The organism is Sphingomonas sp. GW821-FHT09B04 (genome assembly GCF_059418285.1).
The window spans coordinates 51247-71094 of sequence record NZ_JBWKPO010000007.1; the positions used below are offsets into that span (position 1 = coordinate 51247).

The 19848-nt window shown below is 64.1% G+C and carries 18 protein-coding genes; 3 read left to right on the plus strand and 15 right to left on the minus strand.

The genetic code is table 11. The annotated features are described in order from the left end of the window. The first annotated feature begins 52 nt into the window (after positions 1-52). Complete coding sequence (locus AC07NK_RS19565; protein ID WP_495172303.1) at positions 53-700, plus strand: helix-turn-helix domain-containing protein; 648 nt, start codon at positions 53-55, stop codon at positions 698-700. Further along, on the plus strand, positions 697-831 hold the full coding sequence (locus tag AC07NK_RS19570; protein ID WP_495172304.1) for a hypothetical protein: 135 nt from the start codon (positions 697-699) through the stop codon (positions 829-831). Before AC07NK_RS19565 ends, AC07NK_RS19570 begins: the two co-directional genes overlap by 4 nt. A 48-nt stretch (positions 832-879) precedes the next feature. Here AC07NK_RS19570 and AC07NK_RS19575 read toward each other — a convergent pair whose 3' ends face one another. The 3 genes from AC07NK_RS19575 to AC07NK_RS19585 all read right to left on the minus strand — a co-directional run bounded on the left by AC07NK_RS19575 (position 880) and on the right by AC07NK_RS19585 (position 2513). Beyond that, positions 880-1542: an RBBP9/YdeN family alpha/beta hydrolase gene (locus AC07NK_RS19575; RefSeq protein WP_495172305.1), complete on the minus strand. Its 663-nt coding sequence runs from the start codon at positions 1540-1542 to the stop codon at positions 880-882. A 159-nt stretch (positions 1543-1701) separates the two neighbouring features. Next, complete coding sequence (locus AC07NK_RS19580; RefSeq protein WP_495172306.1) at positions 1702-2181, minus strand: SRPBCC domain-containing protein; 480 nt, start codon at positions 2179-2181, stop codon at positions 1702-1704. Next, positions 2181-2513 (minus strand): ArsR/SmtB family transcription factor, encoded by a 333-nt coding sequence (locus AC07NK_RS19585; protein ID WP_495172307.1) that lies wholly within the window; start codon positions 2511-2513, stop codon positions 2181-2183. The genes AC07NK_RS19580 and AC07NK_RS19585 overlap by 1 nt, the downstream gene beginning before the upstream one ends. Positions 2514-2752: 239 nt before the next feature. On the opposite strand from AC07NK_RS19585, the gene AC07NK_RS19590 reads away from it, so the two are divergent. Next, the gene (locus AC07NK_RS19590) at positions 2753-4180 is read left to right on the plus strand and encodes an eCIS core domain-containing protein (RefSeq protein ID WP_495172308.1); all 1428 of its coding nucleotides are present in this window, start codon (positions 2753-2755) and stop codon (positions 4178-4180) included. Positions 4181-4208: 28 nt separating this feature from the next. On the opposite strand, the gene AC07NK_RS19595 is transcribed toward AC07NK_RS19590, so the two are convergent. Genes AC07NK_RS19595 through AC07NK_RS19650 form a run of 12 tightly spaced genes read right to left on the minus strand, consistent with a single transcriptional unit; the run spans position 4209 to position 19782 of the window. Further along, positions 4209-7454 (minus strand): DUF1906 domain-containing protein, encoded by a 3246-nt coding sequence (locus AC07NK_RS19595; RefSeq protein WP_495172309.1) that lies wholly within the window; start codon positions 7452-7454, stop codon positions 4209-4211. Next, positions 7451-11545 (minus strand): baseplate J/gp47 family protein, encoded by a 4095-nt coding sequence (locus AC07NK_RS19600; protein WP_495172310.1) that lies wholly within the window; start codon positions 11543-11545, stop codon positions 7451-7453. Before AC07NK_RS19600 ends, AC07NK_RS19595 begins: the two co-directional genes overlap by 4 nt. An 11-nt stretch (positions 11546-11556) precedes the next feature. Continuing rightward, the gene (locus AC07NK_RS19605) at positions 11557-11997 is read right to left on the minus strand and encodes a GPW/gp25 family protein (RefSeq protein ID WP_495172311.1); all 441 of its coding nucleotides are present in this window, start codon (positions 11995-11997) and stop codon (positions 11557-11559) included. A 3-nt stretch (positions 11998-12000) separates the two neighbouring features. Next, a complete protein-coding gene (locus AC07NK_RS19610) occupies positions 12001-12300 on the minus strand; it encodes a PAAR domain-containing protein (RefSeq protein WP_495172312.1) in 300 nt (99 codons plus the stop codon). Between the two features lie 22 nt (positions 12301-12322). Then, on the minus strand, positions 12323-14122 hold the full coding sequence (gene vgrG / locus AC07NK_RS19615; protein ID WP_495172313.1) for a type VI secretion system tip protein VgrG: 1800 nt from the start codon (positions 14120-14122) through the stop codon (positions 12323-12325). Next, a complete protein-coding gene (locus AC07NK_RS19620) occupies positions 14119-14823 on the minus strand; it encodes a CIS tube protein (RefSeq protein WP_495172314.1) in 705 nt (234 codons plus the stop codon). The genes vgrG and AC07NK_RS19620 overlap by 4 nt, the downstream gene beginning before the upstream one ends. 1 nt (position 14824) lies before the next feature. Continuing rightward, on the minus strand, positions 14825-15013 hold the full coding sequence (locus AC07NK_RS19625) for a DUF5908 family protein (RefSeq protein WP_495172315.1): 189 nt from the start codon (positions 15011-15013) through the stop codon (positions 14825-14827). Between the two features lie 16 nt (positions 15014-15029). After that, positions 15030-15557 carry a phage tail protein gene (locus AC07NK_RS19630; protein ID WP_495172316.1) on the minus strand — a complete coding sequence of 176 codons (528 nt, stop codon included), beginning with the start codon at positions 15555-15557 and terminating at the stop codon, positions 15030-15032. Further along, positions 15557-16009 carry a phage tail protein gene (locus tag AC07NK_RS19635; RefSeq protein ID WP_495172317.1) on the minus strand — a complete coding sequence of 151 codons (453 nt, stop codon included), beginning with the start codon at positions 16007-16009 and terminating at the stop codon, positions 15557-15559. The genes AC07NK_RS19630 and AC07NK_RS19635 overlap by 1 nt, the downstream gene beginning before the upstream one ends. Before the next feature lie 58 nt (positions 16010-16067). Beyond that, positions 16068-17891, minus strand: a complete 1824-nt coding sequence (locus AC07NK_RS19640) for a phage tail sheath family protein (protein WP_495172318.1) — start codon at positions 17889-17891, stop codon at positions 16068-16070. 41 nt (positions 17892-17932) lie between these two features. Continuing rightward, positions 17933-19189 carry a hypothetical protein gene (locus AC07NK_RS19645; RefSeq protein WP_495172319.1) on the minus strand — a complete coding sequence of 419 codons (1257 nt, stop codon included), beginning with the start codon at positions 19187-19189 and terminating at the stop codon, positions 17933-17935. After that, on the minus strand, positions 19186-19782 hold the full coding sequence (locus tag AC07NK_RS19650; RefSeq protein ID WP_495172320.1) for a Pvc16 family protein: 597 nt from the start codon (positions 19780-19782) through the stop codon (positions 19186-19188). The genes AC07NK_RS19645 and AC07NK_RS19650 overlap by 4 nt, the downstream gene beginning before the upstream one ends. Positions 19783-19848: the final 66 nt, after the last annotated feature.

Consider the following 19848-nt stretch of genomic DNA (forward strand, 5'->3'; position numbering starts at 1 on the left):
AAGCGCGGCGCCGCGTTGCAATGTGGTACTCACGGAATATCGTGGCGGCGCCATGGCCGCATCCGCGCTTCTTCCAGATCTGTCGTCGCTCAATCCTGCCGAGCGTGAGGTGCTTGCCCTGCTAGCACAGGGGCATACCGCCAAGAGTATCGCGAACCTGACCGGCAGGACCGAGGGTTCGGTCAATGAGCGGTTGCGCGAGGCGCGTCGCAAGACTGGCGTCGCCTCTAGCCGTGAACTGGCGCGGCTGCTCGCGGAGGCGGATTCCCCGAAAAATCGTGACGAACAAATCGGGGTGGGCGCGACTCATGCTCCCGACGCATCCCAAGCCCGACGGGCCGCACTGCGCGGGCCGCGAGCGAAGGGAATTATTGCTATGGGAGTTCTTATCAGCGCCGTCGCGCTTGGCGCCGCCATGCTTGGGTTTCAGGAAGCACCGGCGAGCGGCAACAGCATAGCCGACGATTCGCTGCTGAACGCCTGGTCGATCGAGGTTCCGGCTGCGGCATCGCTACGGGATCTTCATGCGAAGCTGCGCGCCGAAACGCGCGACGCTGGCTGGGCGGATTCGGTCGAGCCGGCGGTCAAAGCGCGCTATGCGCGGATCGTGGGGCCGAATGACGAGCTTCGCGTTACGTGTGCCGGGCGACACTTTGCGAGGTGGTTGGTGTGCTGCCCGAAGGCGAACATGCCAAGGTGACATTGCAGTCGGTGCAAGAGCGTGCGCTCTATGCCGACATTGCGAAGCTCGGCTTCGGGTCCGATCTCTTTACCGTCACCACAGCCAACAAGAAGCGGCTGCTCTTCGTCAGCTACTGGCGCCGTAAATAGCGCGGTCCGGTCGCGCTTGGGAACGCCCGGACCGCGCTTCGGGATAGGCTAACCCAGATAATGCCGCTGCGCCGCGTCGGTCGCATTGACCGCCAATACGGTGTGCTGCTCCACGCGCCGCGGTCGCCCGCGCCGGTCGCTCGCCGCGTCGAGCACGCGATCGAGCAGCAATTGCCCCTCGTGCCACCAGCCCAGATCGCTGTCGGCGTTGATATGCCCCTGCGCGCCTGCGTCCACGAACACGCTGCCCCAGTTGGCAGCGAGATTACGTGCATGGTCGATATGCACCCACGGATCGTCGGTGCTCGCGACCAGGATCGAGGGGAAGGGCAGCGGCTTGGTGGGGGAGGGGGCAAAGGCGCGCAGCGCGGGATGCTCCCCGCCATCGACATCCGCCGGAGCCACCAGCAGCGCGCCCGCCACCGGCCAGCCATAGGGTTGCCCCGCCAGCTCCGCCCACCAGGCGACCGCGAGACAGCCGAGGCTATGCGCGACGAGCACTACCGGCGCCTGCGCCTCGCGGATCGCCTGATCCAGCTTTGTCACCCAGCTGTTGCGGTGCGGGGTGCTCCACATGCCGAGTTCCACCCGGCGGGTATCGGGACGCGAATCCTCCCACAGGCTCTGCCAGTGCGAGGGACCCGAGCCGCCCAGACCCGGAACGGTCAGGACGATCGGCGAATTCACGTCATGGGGCGAGAAAATGGACATGCCCGTTTCTCCAAATGACGACTCCATGCGGGCAATCTTATTCCTATCGATCAGATAGGCAATAAACATTGCGTTGCGAAGCGCCAAGCCTGCGGCGAACCGAATGGATCGCCGCAGGGGAGGGGTATGACGGTTGCCGGTAAGCGTTCGCGCGAGGGTTCAGGCCGTGGCTAGGGTGAGGTCGTCGAGGCGATCGTAGCTCACCGCCATGCCATGTTCCATGCCGGTCGCGAGCATCGCGGTGCGCGTTTCCGCGTCGGGTAGAGTCATGCGCATCGTCATCAGCGTGCCGCCGCCGTCCGCTTCGAACTGCGTTTCGACATGGTTGTCGGGGGTGGGGTCGGGCAGATGCATCCGCTCGACATGGACGATGCGGCTGTGCGGGGTCAGTTCGATATACTCGCCGGTGAGGAAGAAGCCGTTGCCGTTGCCGTCGCTCCACTCGTAGCGGATCTGACCTCCGGGACGCGCATCGTTGACGCACACCGGCATGGTCCAGCCCTCATCGCAGCCCAGCATCCACTGCTGGATCAGTTCGGGCTCGACATGCGCGCGATAGACGCGCTCGGGCGCCGCGGCGAAGCGCCGGGTCACCACGACATGCGTGTCGCCTTCGGTCCGGATATCAAGTTTGCTCATCATGTTCTCTCCTTTGGGTCATCCATTGCCGCCAGCACCGCGTCGAGGCGGTCGTAATTGGCCGAAAGCATCGTGCGCAGCATCGTCAGCCACTCCTCGATTCCGGCGAGGGCATCGGGCGCGATCCGGCATGGCCGTTTCGTGCCCTCCACCCGCCGCACGATCAGCCCCGCACCCTCCAGCACCTTGAGGTGCCGTGAGATCGCCGGCTGACTCATCGCAAAGGGCCGGGCGAGCTCCATCACTGTCGCTTCGCCCGCCGCGAGCCGTGCTACGATCGCACGACGGGTCGGGTCAGCAAGCGCAGCAAATGAAGTGTCAAGGTTGATCATAACGTCCTCACTATATAACGAATCAGTTATATTAATCCGTGCAGCGTGTCAAGGCATGTGAAAGATTGGAGGAATCCAGACGCAAACCGGTTCCATCGACTGTGGATCGATGTCTCAATCTGCTCGGAAAGCGATTCAGTTCTCCGTGTCGGATATGCCGCGGGAGTTTCCGTGCTTCGTGGAGGATGTTACTGTGGATATCGTTCCGGCGTTGCGGCGCCGCAGGGCGGGAGAGGCTGATGGCCACTGAACATGCGATGCAGCCACGGCCGGCGCCACAGCGCCACGCCCCGCCGGGTCAGGAATCGGGTCATGCGCCACAGGCGCTCGGGGCGCTTGCATCCAGGCTGAATTCTGCGCCGCGCGTCCAGGGCCTCGCGACGCTCCAGGCTGCGATGGCGAACACGGTGGCCACCGGATCCGCGCCGGAATCGAATAATCGGACTGGGCTTCCTGATCGACTCAAGGCCGGCGTCGAGGCGATGTCCGGCGTGTCGCTGGACGGCGTGCAGGTGCATTATGATTCGCCCGAACCCGCGCAGCTTCAGGCGCATGCCTTTGCGCGGGGCCGCGATATCCATCTCGGGCCGGGCCAGGAACGGCATCTTCCGCATGAGGCGTGGCACGTCGTTCAGCAGGCGCAGGGCCGCGTGCGGCCTACGGTTCAGCTCGAACGCGGCACATTGGTGAACGACGACGCAGGTCTTGAGCGCGAAGCCACGATCATGGGTGCGCGCGCTTTCGGGCTGCCCGAAGGAGCGGACAATCGTGGCCCCCCCATACAGCGGACGCAGGCCACCGCGACGGAAGGATCGGTCGTCGGGATCGAGACAGCGCAGCTCGCGTTCGCGCAGGGCGAAGTGGTGCAGGGCGAATTCGCGGTGCAGGTTTCGGCTGGCCGGACGGCGCCGGGCACCGCCCGCAGGGTGACCAACGTCCAGTTCGGCGAGCGGCCGCAGACCCAGTTCGGCGCCCGGCAGGAAGATCATGTGCTGGCCTGGACGATCAAGACCAACGAGATTCGTCACGCCGTGATGGGCGCCGATAATCTGCGCGACGCCATCGGGATGCTGATGTTGATCATGGAGGACACCAACGCCTTGCTAGAGGACCCGCGCATCCTCCAGGTCACCCAACAGGTCGCCGCTGCGAGGCAGAGCGCCGAGGATGATCTGGATATGCAGCAGATATTGCAGACCGGGATCGAGCAGTTCCTGATCGCCTATAACGCCAATCCGGCGACAACCCGCGAACGCGAGGGTCCCGCCGATCGCGGCGAGGGCGCTCGCGTTCGGGCAGCGAAGGACAGGATCGTCGACCGATACAGCGAGCTCCCGTCCGCGGCGCTTGTCAACGACCGGGCGCGCGGCGCGGAAATCGGTGGTTATGTCCGGACACTCGGCAATACCTTCCAGTTCGACGCCGGGCCGCAGGAACTGCTGAACGACAGGGCTCAGGGATTTCCGGCGCTCACCCAGGCGCTTTATGCAGCGCTGGTGGCGGGCTTCAATCTGATCAGCAGGGGTGCGCTGATCAATCACCCCAATGTGATCACGATCCGGTTCCTCCGTCAGGAGCTGACGCATCTCGGCCTCGGGGCCGCTGACGGCAGGATCATCCTGAACAATCTCAAACGGGATCCGCGCTTCGCATCGTTCCTGGAATGATGCAGCGCTCGTTTCGCGCGGCGCCCTGTCAGTCCTGGACGTTGTCCACCGTCTCAGACGCCGTGCTCGGGGGTGAAAGCGAAGGCGTGAGGCAGAAGGGCGTCGCTCCCTCCGCGTTGTTCAGAACCAGGTCGCCGTCATAGGACACGCCATCGACGGCCTGACCGCCGATCTTCTGCGCGAGGCAATATCCCTGCGCAGGCGTGGGAACCGCGCTGCCCGATTCCCAGAAATAGTCGAACCGGGTGGCAGAAAGCTGATCAGCGTTGAGGCCCGCTTCGGCGCCTACATAGAGGCCGGGCAGATAGCCGGCGGCGGACACGACTTCATACCAGCAATCGCAATAGGCCATGATCGCGGCAGCGGGTGTGCCGTCTGCCACGCCTTCGAGATCGAGCCAGATGCTCACGCCGGGCGGCAGGCCCACTGATGCCGCGTTGACGGCTGCCCAATGCCCCTGCTTGAGGCCCAGTCCGGCGCTCGGCACCCAGCCGGCGGCCGCGACATGCTGAACCGCCATCAGCGCCAGTCCGGCCTGCAGGATGGCGAGCGCTTCCTGTGAGGTGAGGTCGGACTCCTGCTCGGGCCCGTCGCGCGTCAGATAGCGGACCGCGAACCGGAAGCCTTCGGACGCGAATGCGCCGGCACTGTCGCTGGTCAGCACGGTGTCGGTATCGAAACCGCGCGTGCCTGCGGAAGCGGGCTCGACCGTTCCCGGCAACTCGAGATGTATCTGCAGTGCCATTGATGGCGTCGTCGTCGTCGGCGGCGTCGTCGTCGTCGTCGTCGTCGGCGGCGGCGGCGGCGGAGGAGGAGGAGGAGGAGGAGGCGCTGGCGGCGGCGGTGCGGGCGTCGGAAGCGGCGCGACGCGCGGCATCCCACGCTGCAGGAAACGCTCGAGGTGCCAGCTGGTCTTGGCCCGGCGCTCTGGTGATCCTTCGCGCAGCGCAGTGACCCATGCATGATAGAGGTGCCGAAAATGGTGCATCCGGCGGTGGTGCAGGAACAGATCCTGGACGACGATATGCGCGGGCATGTTGGCGCGTACGATCTGGCGGGCCTGATGCCGCCAGCCACGGTCGGCGTCTCCGTCGCCGGCAGGCATCACCGCGCTGATGCGGAAGCTATAGTCCTTCCGGGCATCCTCATGGTTCCCGTGATGATGATGATGCTCACGTGCGTAACGGAGCAGCGTCCATTCGACGATATAGAGCCGCTGCTCGTGACCGGCTGCGGCATGCACCAGTCGATCGGTCATCGCGACGGCCTCAGTCACATCCCGCAATTCACCGAGCACCCAGCACGCATCCTCGATATCCCGGCACACCAGATAGACCGGACCGCTGCCCGGAAGCGCGCCGACCGAATAGCGTGCGGGGTCGGCCAGTGCCGGCATCAGTGCAGCGGCCACGGTCTGGCCGGCGAGGGGCGATGGCTCGTCCTCGGGGACCCGGTCGCGATGCGTGGTATCGACCGGCAGGAAGGTTTGAGAGACCACCGCGCTAAGCTCAGGCGGGAGCCGCCAGCCGAAGCTCGCATCGCGATCTGCAACGACTTCGGCGCCGTCGCGCCGGCATGTCGCGTCGAGCAACGCCAGTTCGATTCGGCAGCGTATCTCGAGGCCGGCTACCCGGGAATCGCCATGCGTGCGGCGATAGTCGAACCCGCGGCCACGATCGCGCGTGGCGGGAACGAGCCTTGTGAGCAGCGCCTTCTTCGCCTCGATTAGTGCCTTGCCCGGCGCTATCTCCACGCTGCCGCATGCCGCGTCGGCAGGCGGCGTCAGTGCTTCGGCATAGAGCGATAACAGGAAGTCGAGCACTTCCGTCTGGCGCGCGACAACCGGATCGCTTGCGGCGACCAGCGCCTCGAGACGCGGCTCGTAACCCGGCTTCAGCAGCGGCAGGACATCGGGCACGATCCCGACCAGCGACTGGCTGACATAGGTCCGGTCGCCCCCTGCGGCGATCGAGAACAGGTCACGGACGAACGCCAGCTGGGCGAAGAAATCCGCCATCAGCTGGTCGAACACCATCAGATAGCCCTTGAGCTGTCTGGCCTGACCGTGACGTGCCGGGCCTGCCCCGGACGGCAGACCATAGGCGCCGATTCCATAGACTTCGGGAAATTGATTCTGGATCGAGCTGTACATCGCCAGATCCGTTCCCTGACCCGAAGGGGGGCGATAGTCGCGGGCATAATCCGTCCAGAGATCATAAGTCCGGCGCTGATCCGCCCAGTCGCGCGCCAGCTTGCGCTGCACCCGGACCGGGTTCGTCCGGCAACGGCTCGTGCCGTGCCTCAGGCGGATCGCGTGGCCGTCGACCCCCGCTTCCGTCTCCAGCCACAGGATGTGACCGCCGGGGATTTCGATTGTATCGCCGAGGGTGAAGGTCCGGTCGGGGAGATGCACCGACAGGTGATCGACCGAAAGCACGCCGGGGACTTCGGCCATGACCTCGAGGAGATACTCGACCGGCATTTCGACAGGCAGAATGGTCAGTTGATCGTCGTCGATGAAACCACGCAGCATCAGCGGGCCGGTGAAGATTTCGGACGTGGTCAGGCCCGCGGCGCGCTGCTGATCGAGCGAAGTGCGTTTCGGCTCCGGCGCCAGTGCCAGGCCGAGCTGGAACAGCAATTCGGCGAGCACCGCGTCGGGATCGACATGGTCGTCGAGCTGGACCTCGGCCCGGATGCGTGTGCGGAGCGGGCGAAGCACGACGACGTCCTCGACATCCTCGCACAAGGCGCGATGTGCGGTGTAGCAATCGAGCACCCTGCGGCGCACGTCATGGGGATCGGGGCCATGATCGTCGCAACCGGGATCGAGTTCCGGAACCAGCACGGCGATGCTGTAGAGCCCCGATACGGCGTGCGGACCGGTCGCCGGCACCTTCGCGAACCATGCGTTGCCGACATGCGGCACCCGATCGATGATCAGCCGCCGCAGATCGTTGGTCGTGACAGGATTGACCGGCATGATCGCGCGCGCCGGATAGAGCGCCTGACGCCGCAATGCGATCCGGCCGGTTCCCGGCGTGCCGAGCAGATCCTCAACCGGGAAGTCGGCGCGATAAGACAGTTCGGTCAGCGCATAACAAAGCTGCTGCAGGATCGTGACGCCGGGATCGGACCAGTTGTAGTTGGTCCAGATATTCCCCGACAGACCCTGAACCAGCGCGGTGCCCTGATCCAGCAACGCGGCATAGTCGAGCCCGGTGTCCTCGCCCGACGGCGGCAACGGCACGGGGTGGGTTCCGTCGCTCGTCATGCGCCAGCTCGCCGGGTGCGATTGCCCAGGCGCGGGAGCGCGGGCTCGATGCTCGACTGGGTCTTGCCTGTCAGGCAATGCGACGTCGCCGAGGTCAGATAGTGCCAGCCTGTCAGGCCGGTCGGGTCCTCCGGGACCAGTGCGATCGACAGGATCGCGCGGACATAGGGACGATTGCGAACGAAATGCGCGACTTCGTTGAGGGTGTAATAGTCGTCCGGTCGCGGACCCAATGCAGGTGCCGGCCAGGGTGAGAGATACTGGATCAGCTCGCTGTTGAGCCGCTCCTTGTTGGCCTCGAGCGTATCCTCGTCGGTGAAGACGAGATCGGCGACCACTTTAAGCCGCAGATAGGTCGGGTTGCTCACCGCCAGGTCGATGAACGGACTGATCCGGCTACTCAGGAAATTGTGGATGTCGCTGAGCATCGCCGAATCGCTCGACGGGATCGTCGAATCTTCGATCGCCGGGGTTTCGCGACCCGGAATGGGGACGATCCAGACACCGCCGGGCACCGGCGCTGCACCGCCATTGCTCGCCGGGACGACCGCAACCTGCCACAGTGACGGGAAGGCAGCGAGGACGAGGTGCGAATAGTCCCAATCCTGAATGCCGCGATCCTTGTGGCGCAGCCGCTCGGCGAGCCACATCTCGAAGCCCGGCCCGCTCGCCGCCGGGGTTCCGCCGGAGGACGGCATCGGCTGGTCGATCGAACCGATGCCGGGCAGCGGTGTCTCTGACTTGGTGATCGTCCCCGCGCGGAGCGGGATGCCGAGATCTGAGCCGCCGCCGGGGCCGACCCAACTCGCCATCGCCGCATTGGTGGCCAGTCCGGCCAGATCGGGGAAGATCGCCGGATCCCCTCTGGTGCCGACGCGCAACGCGGACGGGGTGTCGGCATCGCCCTCGGTGATCGTGAAGCTGAAGATGCCCGAGTTGCGCAGATCGTCGGTCGTGTCGCGCAGGGGCGTCAGATGGGTCCAGCCGGACCTGCCGGTTGCCTGCTCCCAGTCAATCGCGGGCGTTTCGGTCGGCCATCCGCCGATGGGCGGTGCCAGCTGGAACAGCATCGTCAGCTGCTCTGCGGGGTCGGAAAGGCCAATGAAGAGTGCGCCCGCCTGCTCGATCGGAACCAGCAGCGGCACCGAATCGGTGCGCCAGGGGACGGCAGCGACTTTGTCGAAAGGAAGCAGATGGTAGAGGATGGCGTGCGGGGCCTCGTCCGCTTCTTCTGTCGGCGCGGCGGTGGGAAGCGCAGCAGACGCGGTATAGTCGACGGTGATGCTCGCCGCGGTGGGCAGCCATGGCTGGTTGGGAAAGCCGAGCAGATTGGCGCCTTGCATGCATTGCTGGATGCAGTCGCTGGTTTCCGATCCCGAGGCGTCGGTGAGCCGCGCCTGCGCGTCCTGCACTCCCGCCTTCACCATCGAGCGCGCGACGGGGGCGAGCCGTCCGGCCGCGCTCGCCTGAACCGCAAGCACGCCGGAGCCCGCATCGATCAGCGCGCGCGCCTTGGCGAGCGGCGCGGCGGCGGCGATGGCGCTTCCGTTTTCGGCAAGCCAGCCGTCCAGGTTGGCGTGCGTGGTGGCGGCGTCGGGCAATGAACCCCGGAGCCTGTGCAGCCACCCGAACGGCCCGCCCCGGCCGTTGCCGAGCGTTACCGACAGGCTCGCGCGCAGATCGTCCGCGAAGTCGTTCGTGGCGATCGCAGTTTCGATCGCCTGCAGCGCAGCGCCATCCAGACTGGCGACCACGCGGCTGGCAGCGGCCCTGACCGATTGATCGAGTCCGCTGTCGGGCGACTTGGCGACCACGGCAAGGATCGGCGCGAAATGTCCGTCACGCTGCGCGTCGGTGCCCGATTGTCCGCATTGCTGCGCACAGGCCGAAGCCGCCGCAGTCAGCTGCACAGACGCCGCCATCACATTGGGCGCGTACAGGATGTTGCCGAACGCCGTGTCGGGCTGGGCGAGGGTCAGGCGGACCGTGCTCAGCGCCGGATCGTAATAGGCCTGGGGGGCGACGGAACCGACCGAGGCGACAAGCTGCGTCTCGGGCAGAAGCTGGCCGTCCGGCGCGGGTGTCGGATCGCGGGCGGTCGTCTGGAAGAGATAATGGGGCGGCGCATCGGTCGCGATGGACCACCAGCCGGGGTTGAAGACGGTCAGGTCCGCGAGGAAGCTCTGATTGTCATACTGGCTGCCGGGCGGCACGGTGCGGCCATCGGCGTCGACGATATAAGCTCTGTAATAGCCCTGAAAACCGGTGGTGGTGACGGGAAGCCCGAACCAGCCGATCTCCATCGTGAAGCTCGTCATCCGCTTGGCGAAGAGCTCGGGCGCGGTGATGTCGAGTATCGCGCCCTGCACCGGCGGCGAGCCGAAGATCAGGAAGGGCTGGGTCGTGTCGACGGGGCCGCCCGGCGTCGATGCCTCGAGGTCGGCGAGACCGATCACTTCGACATCGATCGACAGCGCCGACAGCATCATGTCGGCAAGCAGGGCATAGGGATAGACGATTACGCCCGACATCGGGTCGGTCGGATCAGCGCTCAGCACCACCGAATCCTGTCGCAGCGCGGCGACCAGCACAGGCAGATCGAGAACCGGAATCGTACCAGGTGTGGCGTCTGCTGCCGGGGGCTCGACCCCGAGCGCGACGAAGGGATCGGCGTCGCCGTCGAGCACGAAGGTCAGCACGAACAGCCCGTAGCTGTCGGTCACCGGAGTCACCGAATACCCGCCCTCGATCTCGACCCAGCCGCCCGTCGTCGAATAGCGCAGCGCGAACGCCGCCTCGATCAGCGTCGTGAAGACCGTATTGGCGGCAACCCCGCCCGCTGCGGCGCCGATCGCCTCGCACATGCTCCACACCTTCGCGAGGCTATCGTCGGTGAGCGTCAGCCCGATCGTGATCGATCGCGTGCCGCCGGCGAGCATGAGCGTGGGACTCGCGATCGCGAACCCGAGCGATGCGGCGACGGTGGTCAGCACACCGCTGACGCCCGTTTCGGTGGCGCCGAACAACGGAAACGGCGAAGCGATCCTCGGCGCCTTATCCGACAGCGCGACCGAGCCGCTCAGCACTTGCGCCAGAATCGGTGGCTTGTCCTGCGCGATCGTCTGGCTTGTCACGCGAAGCGTACGAAGCGCGGCGACGGACGCAATATCAACCGAAAGTGCCGAATCGAGCGCATAGGCGATGCTCTCGCCATCGCCATCGGTGCCGGCAAGGAAGCGCGTGCCCAGCGGCAGTTCGGCGCGCGTCTCTCCCTTGGCCGGCGTGAAGGTCAGGCACAGCGTGTCGGGCGTGCCCTTGCGGCTGGTCTGGCGCAGAACCTCGCTCTGATAGAAGTCGATAAGCCGGGCGGGAAAGCGATTGATCGAAGCCTGGGCGTGGCCGAAGAGCTTCGCAAAGGCGTCGTACAGGCCCGATTGCGGGGGGTGGTTTCTGTCGTTGAAGGACGCGTCGAGCGCCACCAATGTCGCGTCGCGCGCCTGATCGAGCGCAGTCAGCAACGCGATGGCGATGGCGTCGAGATGCTCGACGAATTCCTCCAGCCAGTCGCGGTGATGAAGGCCCGGCACCTGTTCCGGGGCGTGGCCGCCCAGCAGTAGCCGGAGGCGCTGCGCAGGCCCGGCCAGAAGGTCGCGGCGGTCGACTCCGGTCAGGTCGGTCAGCAACTGATCGAACGTGCCCCCGCCCGCCTGTCCGAGCGTCAGGATACGCGCCAGCCGCTGGATCGCCTGCGCCGCAAGCCGCGTGTGCTCGATCCGCGTATCGGCACCGTCCGCTTCACGCAGCGTTGCAATGACCTGATCGAAATCTGCCTGGATGCTCGCGAGGTCGAGGCTGGCGCGCAACGCGAGCGCGATGCTCGGATCGGCCTCGAAGAAGGCCGACCAGTCCCCGTCAGCGGTATCGGTCAGGTCGTAGAAGCGGATCAGCTTCCCATAGTCGCCAGCGAAGGCGAGCAGCGTGGAGAGACTTCGCCCGTCCACCTCGACCCGGCGCGGCGACGGCGCTGCGCGCACGCGATCGATCTGGCTGGGGGCCTGATTAAGCGCGAGAAGGTCGTCGGGCGCGGTCACCGTCGATCGCCCTACATCTCGGGCGGCGCGAGCGTGGCTTCGTTCAGGTAGAACGGATAGACCAGATTGCTGCGCGCGTTGGTCTGGCGGACGATATAGTCGACCGAGATCAGCACTTCGCCCGATACGGGATCGACGGGTGTCACATCGACGCGCGTGACGTCGATCCGTGGCTCCCAATCGAGAATGGCCTTGAGGATCAGCGAGCGGATGTCGTTGATCAGCGTCTGGGTGAGCGCGTCGAACACTTTGAGGCGCAGGTTGGTGCCATAGGTTGCGGCCATGATCCGCTCACCCATGCTGGTCGAGAACAACACCCAGAGGCATTGTCTGATATTGGACTCCCCGCTCGACATCACCACCGTGGCCGGAATCCGGTGCGGATCGAACGTCGGCGGAAAGCTCCAGCCGGTGCCGAGAAAGGCGGTCGACGTGTCGATTTCTTCGGCCATCGCCTAGCCCCCGATCAATACGGTCGGCAGGCCGAGCGTGATCGTGCCCCCATGCGCGGTGCTGTCGCCCATCCGTGCGGCGGGGCGACCGCCGATCTGCACGGTCGCCGATCCCTTGATGACCGAATCGGGGGGCCCGACACACACGCACAGATCGCCGAGACACGCTGCGGGCAGACCGCCAATCAGAACGTTCGGCATGCCGGGACCGGTGATCGGGCCACCAACATGCGGTATCGGTGGCACGCCCGGTGTCACCATCGGACAGGCGTGGAAGTCCGTCACGCGCGCGGCGGGGGGCATCGAAGCGGCTCCTGCAAACGGGTCAATTGATCTTCACCATGCCGCCCTGAACGGTGACCATGCCGCTGGACACGAGCTTGGCCTCCGCCGATCCCTGAGCGGCGAAACTGGTATCGGCGTTGGCCTTGATCGTCAGGCCGGCGATATCGACCCCGGCGGTGCCCTTGATCGACACCTTGCCCTGAGCAGTGATCGCCACGTCAGTCTTGGCGTTGAGCGTCAGCTTGGCGGCGCTGTCGATGGTGACGCCGCTGCTCGCCATCGTGATGGTGCTGCCGGCCTTGTCCTTGATCACGACCTCTCCAACCTTGTCGTCCAGGCGGATGCTCTGCTTGCCGGGCGTCGAGATCTCGATGATCTTCTCTTCCTCAAAGAAATCGATGCGCAGTTTGGATTTGGTGACGATCGTCTTCTGGTTGTTCTTGGCGTCGGGGGTGACCGGCGGCGGGTTCTTCTTGCTGTAGAGGCTGCCGACGATCACCGGGAAACGCGGGTCGCCGTCCATGAACGCGACCACGACCTCGTCGCCGATCTCGGGATAGAATTCCGCGCCGAACTGATTGGATGCGTAAAAGCTTCCCAGTCGCGCCCAGACGCCAAGCGTGCCCGCCTGAAGCAGCGGCAACTGGACCTGAACGCGGAACTCGCCATCCGGATCGCCATCGATCTTGAGTACGATGCCGGTCTGCAAATTGGAGATAGGCGGCAACAGACCCGCGGCGCCGGGGGCGGAGATTTCGGATGCGGTGGCGGCGAACCATTGGGGAGAAAGCCCGATCTCGACATGCGTCATCCACTCCCCGTTCGAGGTGTGCTGATGGACGCCCGAAACATAGGCGGTGCCATTGAACCGGCCGCCCAGTCCTTCGAGTTCGACCGTGCAGCCGGGCTTGGGAAGCGGGCTGCCCTGAAAGCGGATCTCGCCGCGGATCTTGGCGAGCCGTGCCTTGAGCAGTTCGGCCGAGGACCAGTCGGTGAGGTCCGCCGGCTGGAGCGTTCCGGCGGTTTGCTGCGGATAGCGCGCGATGCCAAAGACCTGCGCGAGCTGATCCGATGACAGATTGCCCAGATCATTGTCGCTGGCGCTTGCCTTGCCGGATACCGCGAGCGCCTGTGTGGCCGGGTCCCATGCCGTGCTCTGGATCGAGTCCGCTGTATATTGGGTCGAGGCGTCCATTGCGGCGCGGAAATCGAGGATCGATTCGCCGTAGCCGAGCGTCAGTACGGGCGGGCTGCTCATGTCGGGCGGCGCCACCGTCACCTTACCGTCCGCGACGATCACGACCATGCCGTTGAGCTGCGCCCGGATCAGCATCAGGTCCCAGTCGCTGGCATAATATTGGACGATCGATGGCTGGACCGGAGAGGTGGTACTGACTTCGGCCTTGAGTCCCGCCTCGCCGATCAGCTTCTTGATGACGTCGCTGTCGGTCATCTTCTCGAAGATCGCATTCTTGCGCGCGAGCGTCATCGCCATCGCCTTGTCCGTGGCTTCGACGATCAGGCGCGATGGTCCGTCCTGTGTGACCTGAAGACCCTGACGGTAGATCAGCCCCGAAAAGACCTCGACCTCCTCCTGATCATAGCCCAGCGCGATCTTTACCGTCTTGCCCGGGATCAGCTGATCGGTCTCGCTGATCGGGAAGGTCGCATCCGAAGGGTTGCCGTCGGAGATGACGAGTCGCGCCTGAGGGAGCTTGTTGACGCCGGTCCAGATATCGATCGAGATGACCTGATAGGCATGGTCGAGCTCGCTGCCGTTCGCGGTGATCCTGACCGCGATCAGCGCGCCGGCGGTCTGAGTGGGGGAGGGGGCGGTCATGCTGCGGCCTCTGCGCGGGTCATGGGCGGGAACACCAGCTGCATACCGGGGTGCAACTGGCGGAAACCGGGCAGTCCGTTGAAGGCGGCGACACGCAGATAATAGGTGCTGGAGCCGTAGATACGGTGGCAGAGCGCGGGAAGCGTGTCGCCTGCCACCACCGTCACCAGATGACTCATATCCGGCGACTCCATGTTGGCCTCGGCCGCGAGTTGCTTCTCGCTGGCATAGGACAGGAAGGTCGTGGACACCTTGGCGCGGATCGGCGTGCCGTCGGGCTTGAACAATGTGTAGTTGATCTTGAGCCTGCTCAGCACGCACTGGAATTGCAGCTGCGCCCAGGACAGTTTGAGATAGTTGGGGCGGTGGATGACGCCGTTCACCGTGGCCACCAGCTTGACGAAACTATCGATCAGCCCCGCGACCCCGTCGCTCGGCAGCGGGGTTCCGGGGATTGGCGGGGGGATCACGCCGGTTGCGTCGAACACCAGATCGAACGTGATTACCTCCTGCCCTACACGATCATATTCGGGCGAAGCGCCCGGGCTGCCGGGGGCCTGGCGGTCGGCGTAGGCGATCGAATAGTCGTGTGTGTAGCTGGCGGGGTTGATCCAGACGGTGAAGGGGGCGCCCGTCTGGCTGTTATATTGCGCATCCGAATAGGCGGTGATCACCAGATGTTCGAGGCTGCCCGAGCTCATCTCAGCGCCGCTCCATCAGATTGAGCGTTGCGAGCACATTGCGCACGCATTCCTGGACCAGCGCTTCGCGTTGCGCGTCGGTGAGTCCGGCCGGCGATGAGGCATCGATATCGGGCGCAGCCGGTCTACCCGGCCCTGTGGCTTCGCCGATGGCCATCCGAATGGCGATCTCGCTGAGGTGCAGCGCCATGGTGCGTGATGTTCCCCTAATAGCCGATGAGTGCTGAGACCGCCGGCACCATGGTCACCGCTTCGTTCATGGGCATGCGCGTGACGGCCGCGTACGAGAATTCGAGCGTTTCGGTCAGATACTGGTTCTTGAGCGAATCGAACGGGCCGGTGACCCAGCGGACCGGCCACGCCCGGTCGAAGCTCCATGCTACCAGCGGGAAACGTTCAGGGCCGAGCAGCATGACGACCAGAGTCTGCGTCAGGATCGGTTGATTGAGCGTCGAGCCGACGGTCTGCGCTGCCCATTCCGACAGGAAGGACGGCTCGGTGACATAGCCGCGCTTGAGTACCAGATTGGGCGAGCTGGTAACCCCGGGAAGCTGGTGCGCGTAGCGGTTCTCGCCGCCTTCCTTCACCGTCTCGACCTCGATCTTCGCCTCGACCCCCGACACTTCCTGGAAGCTGGCGTCGGCACCGCTCAACAACTGCAAGGCGGTGCCGCTCCCCGCCACCGTCACCGTGAACGAGAATGCCGGTGGCGGGGTATAGACATTCGCGGCCACTAGGGTGCCGAGATGACCATCGTCTCGAATGCGATATCGAGGCTCTCGACCGCGACTTCATTGCCTTCGGACTTGAGGTCGGTGCCGGTGACCTTGATCGGAAAGGCATTGTTGAGCGTCCACACCATCTTTGGCGCGGCGGTCTCATCGAGCAGGCTGACCACCACCGTCTGGCGCGCGATCGTGTTGAGTTTGATCTGGTTGAACCAGTCCCACAGCGCCGTGTCGTTGACGAAGATGCCCTTGCGCAGCGTGACGTTTCCGACCTTGCCCAGCCCGGGCATCTTGATCGGATAGAAACTGGGGCTGTCGCCATGGCGATATTCGATCGGCGTGTTTTCGGTGCTGAGCCCGGTCACTTCCTGGAAGCTGACCGTGCCCGAAGGAAAGCCGGCAACCGTGAAATAGAATTTCGGTAGCGGCCATACAGCGTCTTCTACTTCGCCTGCCATCATGCGCTCCTGTCATTGGAAACCGTTGGAGAAATGCGTTCGATCGCGAGCCTCGCGATCAGACGCCCTGCATCGTCTGGGTGAAGGTCAGCTCGATGAACTCAGCCGGGTGGATCATCTGAACCGTGACGTTGACGATCATGTAGCCGTTGAGCACGTCGAGCCCGCTCATTGTTGTCGGCACGCCGCATTTGACGGTGAAGGCGTCGCTCGCCTTGTCGCCCATCAGACCGCCGGCCTGCCAAAGCTGGGTCAGGAAGTTCGAGATCGTCGCGACGACGGTCGCCCAGGTGCCGCCGTCATTGGGAGCGAAGACGAACTGGTTGAGCGCCTGTTTGATCGACTGTTCGATATAGACCAGCGTCCGGCGGACCTGGATATAGCGATAGTCGGCGCTGTTGCCGTCGAGTGTCCGCGCGCCCCAGACCACGGTGCCGCGGTTGACCATCGATCGCAGAATGTCGATCGCATTGCCGTTGAGCGGTACGTTGAAATCGCCCTGCTGGTCGTCGCTCAGCGGGACCTTCGGCTCGACAATCTCGTTCAGCGCGAAATTGGCCGGCGCGTTCCAGACGCCGCGCTGAGCATCGTTGAGCGCCCATATTCCCGCCATGATCCCGCTCGGCGGCACGACGTTGAGCTTGTCGGCAAGGATCTGCTGGATGTTGCTGAGCAGCGGCACCGCGTTGAGCAGATACTGGTCGAGCGAGGTGATCTGTTCGGCCGTGGGCTCCGCCGGCATGGTGAAGAGCGTGCTGGCCAGCGAGACCAGCAGCGTATCGGGTGCAGTGCCGACCGTGCCGGTGACGTCGGCCGGCTTGGTGCTGGGCGTCGGGGTCGGTGTCCCCACGACCGGGAAAGCCGCGGCGATATGCGCGGCGACGTCGAGGAACTTGTCGGTATAATTGACCGTGCCGTCTTCCGTAGGGGACGGATAGAGTTTCAGCGCCTCCGTCGTCAGCAGGTTGTTCATCAAATTGGCGCTGTCGGCCAGGTTGGCATAGGTCACATCGGACTTGGACAGCAGCGACGATTCAAGCGCCGGGCCATAGCAGGTGCCGTAGCTGAAGAAGGGCGAGGCGGCCGAGATCAGGTTGTAGAATTCCTGAGCCTGCACCTTCATCGTCGGATAGGTCCAGTTGGCGGGAACGAGCGCGCCCGGCATGTCGAGGATCGCGACGCGATCCTGCAGCGTGTAGGATTGCCGCAGCATTTCATAGGCGACTGGCTGATAGTCGGGATAGGTATAGGTCGTGGTCGAGACGTTGGTTTCAGCGTCGGTCTCGGTTGTCGTGTTCACGAGCAGGCAGGCATCGGGCACCACCAGCATTGTCCCGCCGCGCGTGTCGTTGGCGACGGTCAGGCCGTCGAGCAGATCCTGCGCGGCGACGGTGGTCGGGTCTTCGGCCGGTGTCGGATCGACGGTCCGGTTGCCCCAGTAATTCTTGACGGAAATGACGAAGCAATCGCCGCCGCCATTGGCGTAGAAGAGCTGCATCGCCGCAAACAGATTGAACTGCGAGACGAACGCCAGATTGCCGGGGGTCAGCGACGAGGTTCCGACCAGATAGGTCACCGCGCTCGTCGTGGTGCCGTTGTTGGAGTTGGCCTGGAAGTCATAGGTGGATGCGGTGCCCTGCGCCTGCACGACGCCGTTGGCGCTGTAGCCATAGCCGAAATAATTGTAGTAATCGGCCATCGAGCTGATCGGCACCGCCTGCAGATACATCTGCTTGTTGTTCGACGGATCTCTGGCGGTTTCGGTATAGCCGATGAAGATCGGAACCGCGGTGGCCACGCCGACGACGGACGGCGGGAAGGCGGAAAACTCGGTTACATAGACACCCGGCGTCTTGCGGTCCTTCGTGAGCGACGTAGCCATAGCTTTGCTTCCTTCACGGTTGGGCGGCGTAGGCCACCGGTTCAGACATAAACGAACATCTCCGACGTCCCCGTCGCACTCTCACCAACTGGACCTGGCCAGACCGGCACAGCCGGCGCCACCGGCAACCGTGCCACAGAGATCGCATTTTCGCGGCCGCTGGCGTCGCGCCGGAGACCGTCGAGACGGAAGCGTTGAGCCGATTTCTCGCGAAGCGGGAGCGGCGTATCAGTGGTGAACAGCGTGGCGAACGAGCCGTTGGGCAGGCGCACGGGATCCGGCTCCGCCTCGAACTCGGCGCCCGGTCCGCTGATCTCTACGTCCCGCAGCCGTGAGCCGGGGACCTGTGACACGACATAATATTGCCAGTAGGTTTCGCGCGCGTCGAACGCGAGCCGATAGATCAGGCGATCGAGTTCGGCGGGCCGGGGATCGGCGTGAAAGAGCGGCGGAATCGGATAGATTCCACCGCTGTCGGGCTCGGGCTGGGTGAACAGAAAGTCGAGCAGGACCATGCTGTCGCCACCCGAAGGGACATAGAGCACTTCGCGCGGGTAAATGGCGTTCCCGATCGGCTCGCCGCCCTCGGCCTCGAGCGAGATCGTATAATAATCATTGGGGAGCGAAGTGAAGTCGAGCCAGGCGCGCTTCGGGGAGGCCGGCGTGGCGCCATCGAAGAGCGTTACATCATCGGCGCCGGGCGACGGGAGGACGATCTTCCCCGAAAGATCGGTGACGATCACCCGATGGGTCGCTGGCGGCACCACCAGCGTGACTTCGCCGTTGACCACGTCGCGAAGCGCGTCTCCCCCCATGAACTGGCCCTGCGCGAGCATCGCGACGGTCGGACCGGGGGCCCCCTCTGACTCGCCGTCATGCGCCTGCAGATTGCACCCGAACAGGTTGACCAGCGACTGTTTGGTCTGGATCGGCAGCGCGGTGACGCCGACGAACGCGGGGTTGTTGAGCAGCAACAGGAACGTCATGCGCGTCCAGAAGCCGGTCTGTGCTTCGGGGTTCTGTGCTTCGCGCCGCAGATATCCGATCAGATTGTCGAGATCGGCGGGCTGGTAGAGGACGCTGAAGCCGGTGCCCTCATTCCTGAGGATCAGACCGAGCGAGGCCATCAACTGCGATGTCGCTTCGGTGGGGACCACGTCGAAGTCCGCGCAGAGGCCCTGGTTCTGAGTATAGTAATTATGGGTGAAGATTACGCTGAGCAGTCGCTGGTAGCGGTTCGAAAGGCGCGGAGGGGCATAAGTGAACGAGCGCGATGCCGGTCCGATGCCACCGCTCATGGTTGCATATCCGACTCGGGAGCTTCCGAAATTCCGCCGCCGCTGACAGGATAGGCGCGTGCTTGCATCGCCGGGGATGCAAATTGCAGCATCCTCAGCTTGTAAAATACGCTTGGCAAATACCGTGTGCCTAACATGCTCATGATATAATTGACTTCAACTGGGTCTATGCTGGACAATTCCAGCGTTATCTTGTCGATCTCAGGTCCCAGATCAGGCGCATTTGCTTGCGTGAACCATGGGTTCTGCTGAAAGAACGAAATGATACCGGAAATGGCGGACAGCCCATCCGGGTAATTATGCCCGGAGAAATTGGCCATAAATACCAAATGAAGGTCTATGTATATTGGTGGCTGAACGACAGCGAAGCTGTCCGGTCCTCCTTTTGTCGGCGTGTACGTACTAACAACATTCTCACGCGTTATATTGTACAGGGTCATAACGACCTTATCACGGATGGATTCGCTCACCGAACCATCGTGATAAACCGAACTTGTAAGGACAACCCAATCGTCCCCGCGACGATCTAGATTCTGCATATACTCATTTGCGAGCTTGCGGATTACCTCAAGGACTCCGCGGATGCTCGCCATATCATGATGGTTTGCATATGACCTGAAGAGTCGCAAGAGACAAAAGGAACCAACTTGGTCTTAACC

Excerpts from the sequence above, each read along its gene's own strand:
- AC07NK_RS19585 (WP_495172307.1), bottom strand. The coding sequence starts at position 2,513 with ATGATCAACCTTGACACTTCATTTGCTGCGCTTGCTGACCCGACCCGT.
- AC07NK_RS19580 (WP_495172306.1), bottom strand. The coding sequence starts at position 2,181 with ATGAGCAAACTTGATATCCGGACCGAAGGCGACACGCATGTCGTGGTG.
- AC07NK_RS19645 (WP_495172319.1), bottom strand. The coding sequence starts at position 19,189 with ATGAGCGGTGGCATCGGACCGGCATCGCGCTCGTTCACTTATGCCCCT.
- AC07NK_RS19620 (WP_495172314.1), bottom strand. The coding sequence starts at position 14,823 with ATGAGCTCGGGCAGCCTCGAACATCTGGTGATCACCGCCTATTCGGAT.
- AC07NK_RS19595 (WP_495172309.1), bottom strand. The coding sequence starts at position 7,454 with ATGACGAGCGACGGAACCCACCCCGTGCCGTTGCCGCCGTCGGGCGAG.
- AC07NK_RS19605 (WP_495172311.1), bottom strand. The coding sequence starts at position 11,997 with ATGGCCGAAGAAATCGACACGTCGACCGCCTTTCTCGGCACCGGCTGG.
- AC07NK_RS19625 (WP_495172315.1), bottom strand. The coding sequence starts at position 15,013 with ATGGCGCTGCACCTCAGCGAGATCGCCATTCGGATGGCCATCGGCGAA.
- AC07NK_RS19650 (WP_495172320.1), bottom strand. The coding sequence starts at position 19,782 with ATGGCGAGCATCCGCGGAGTCCTTGAGGTAATCCGCAAGCTCGCAAAT.
- AC07NK_RS19610 (WP_495172312.1), bottom strand. The coding sequence starts at position 12,300 with ATGCCCCCCGCCGCGCGCGTGACGGACTTCCACGCCTGTCCGATGGTG.
- AC07NK_RS19575 (WP_495172305.1), bottom strand. The coding sequence starts at position 1,542 with ATGTCCATTTTCTCGCCCCATGACGTGAATTCGCCGATCGTCCTGACC.
- AC07NK_RS19640 (WP_495172318.1), bottom strand. The coding sequence starts at position 17,891 with ATGGCTACGTCGCTCACGAAGGACCGCAAGACGCCGGGTGTCTATGTA.
- AC07NK_RS19635 (WP_495172317.1), bottom strand. The coding sequence starts at position 16,009 with ATGGCAGGCGAAGTAGAAGACGCTGTATGGCCGCTACCGAAATTCTAT.
- AC07NK_RS19565 (WP_495172303.1), top strand. The coding sequence starts at position 53 with ATGGCCGCATCCGCGCTTCTTCCAGATCTGTCGTCGCTCAATCCTGCC.
- vgrG (WP_495172313.1), bottom strand. The coding sequence starts at position 14,122 with ATGACCGCCCCCTCCCCCACTCAGACCGCCGGCGCGCTGATCGCGGTC.
- AC07NK_RS19590 (WP_495172308.1), top strand. The coding sequence starts at position 2,753 with ATGGCCACTGAACATGCGATGCAGCCACGGCCGGCGCCACAGCGCCAC.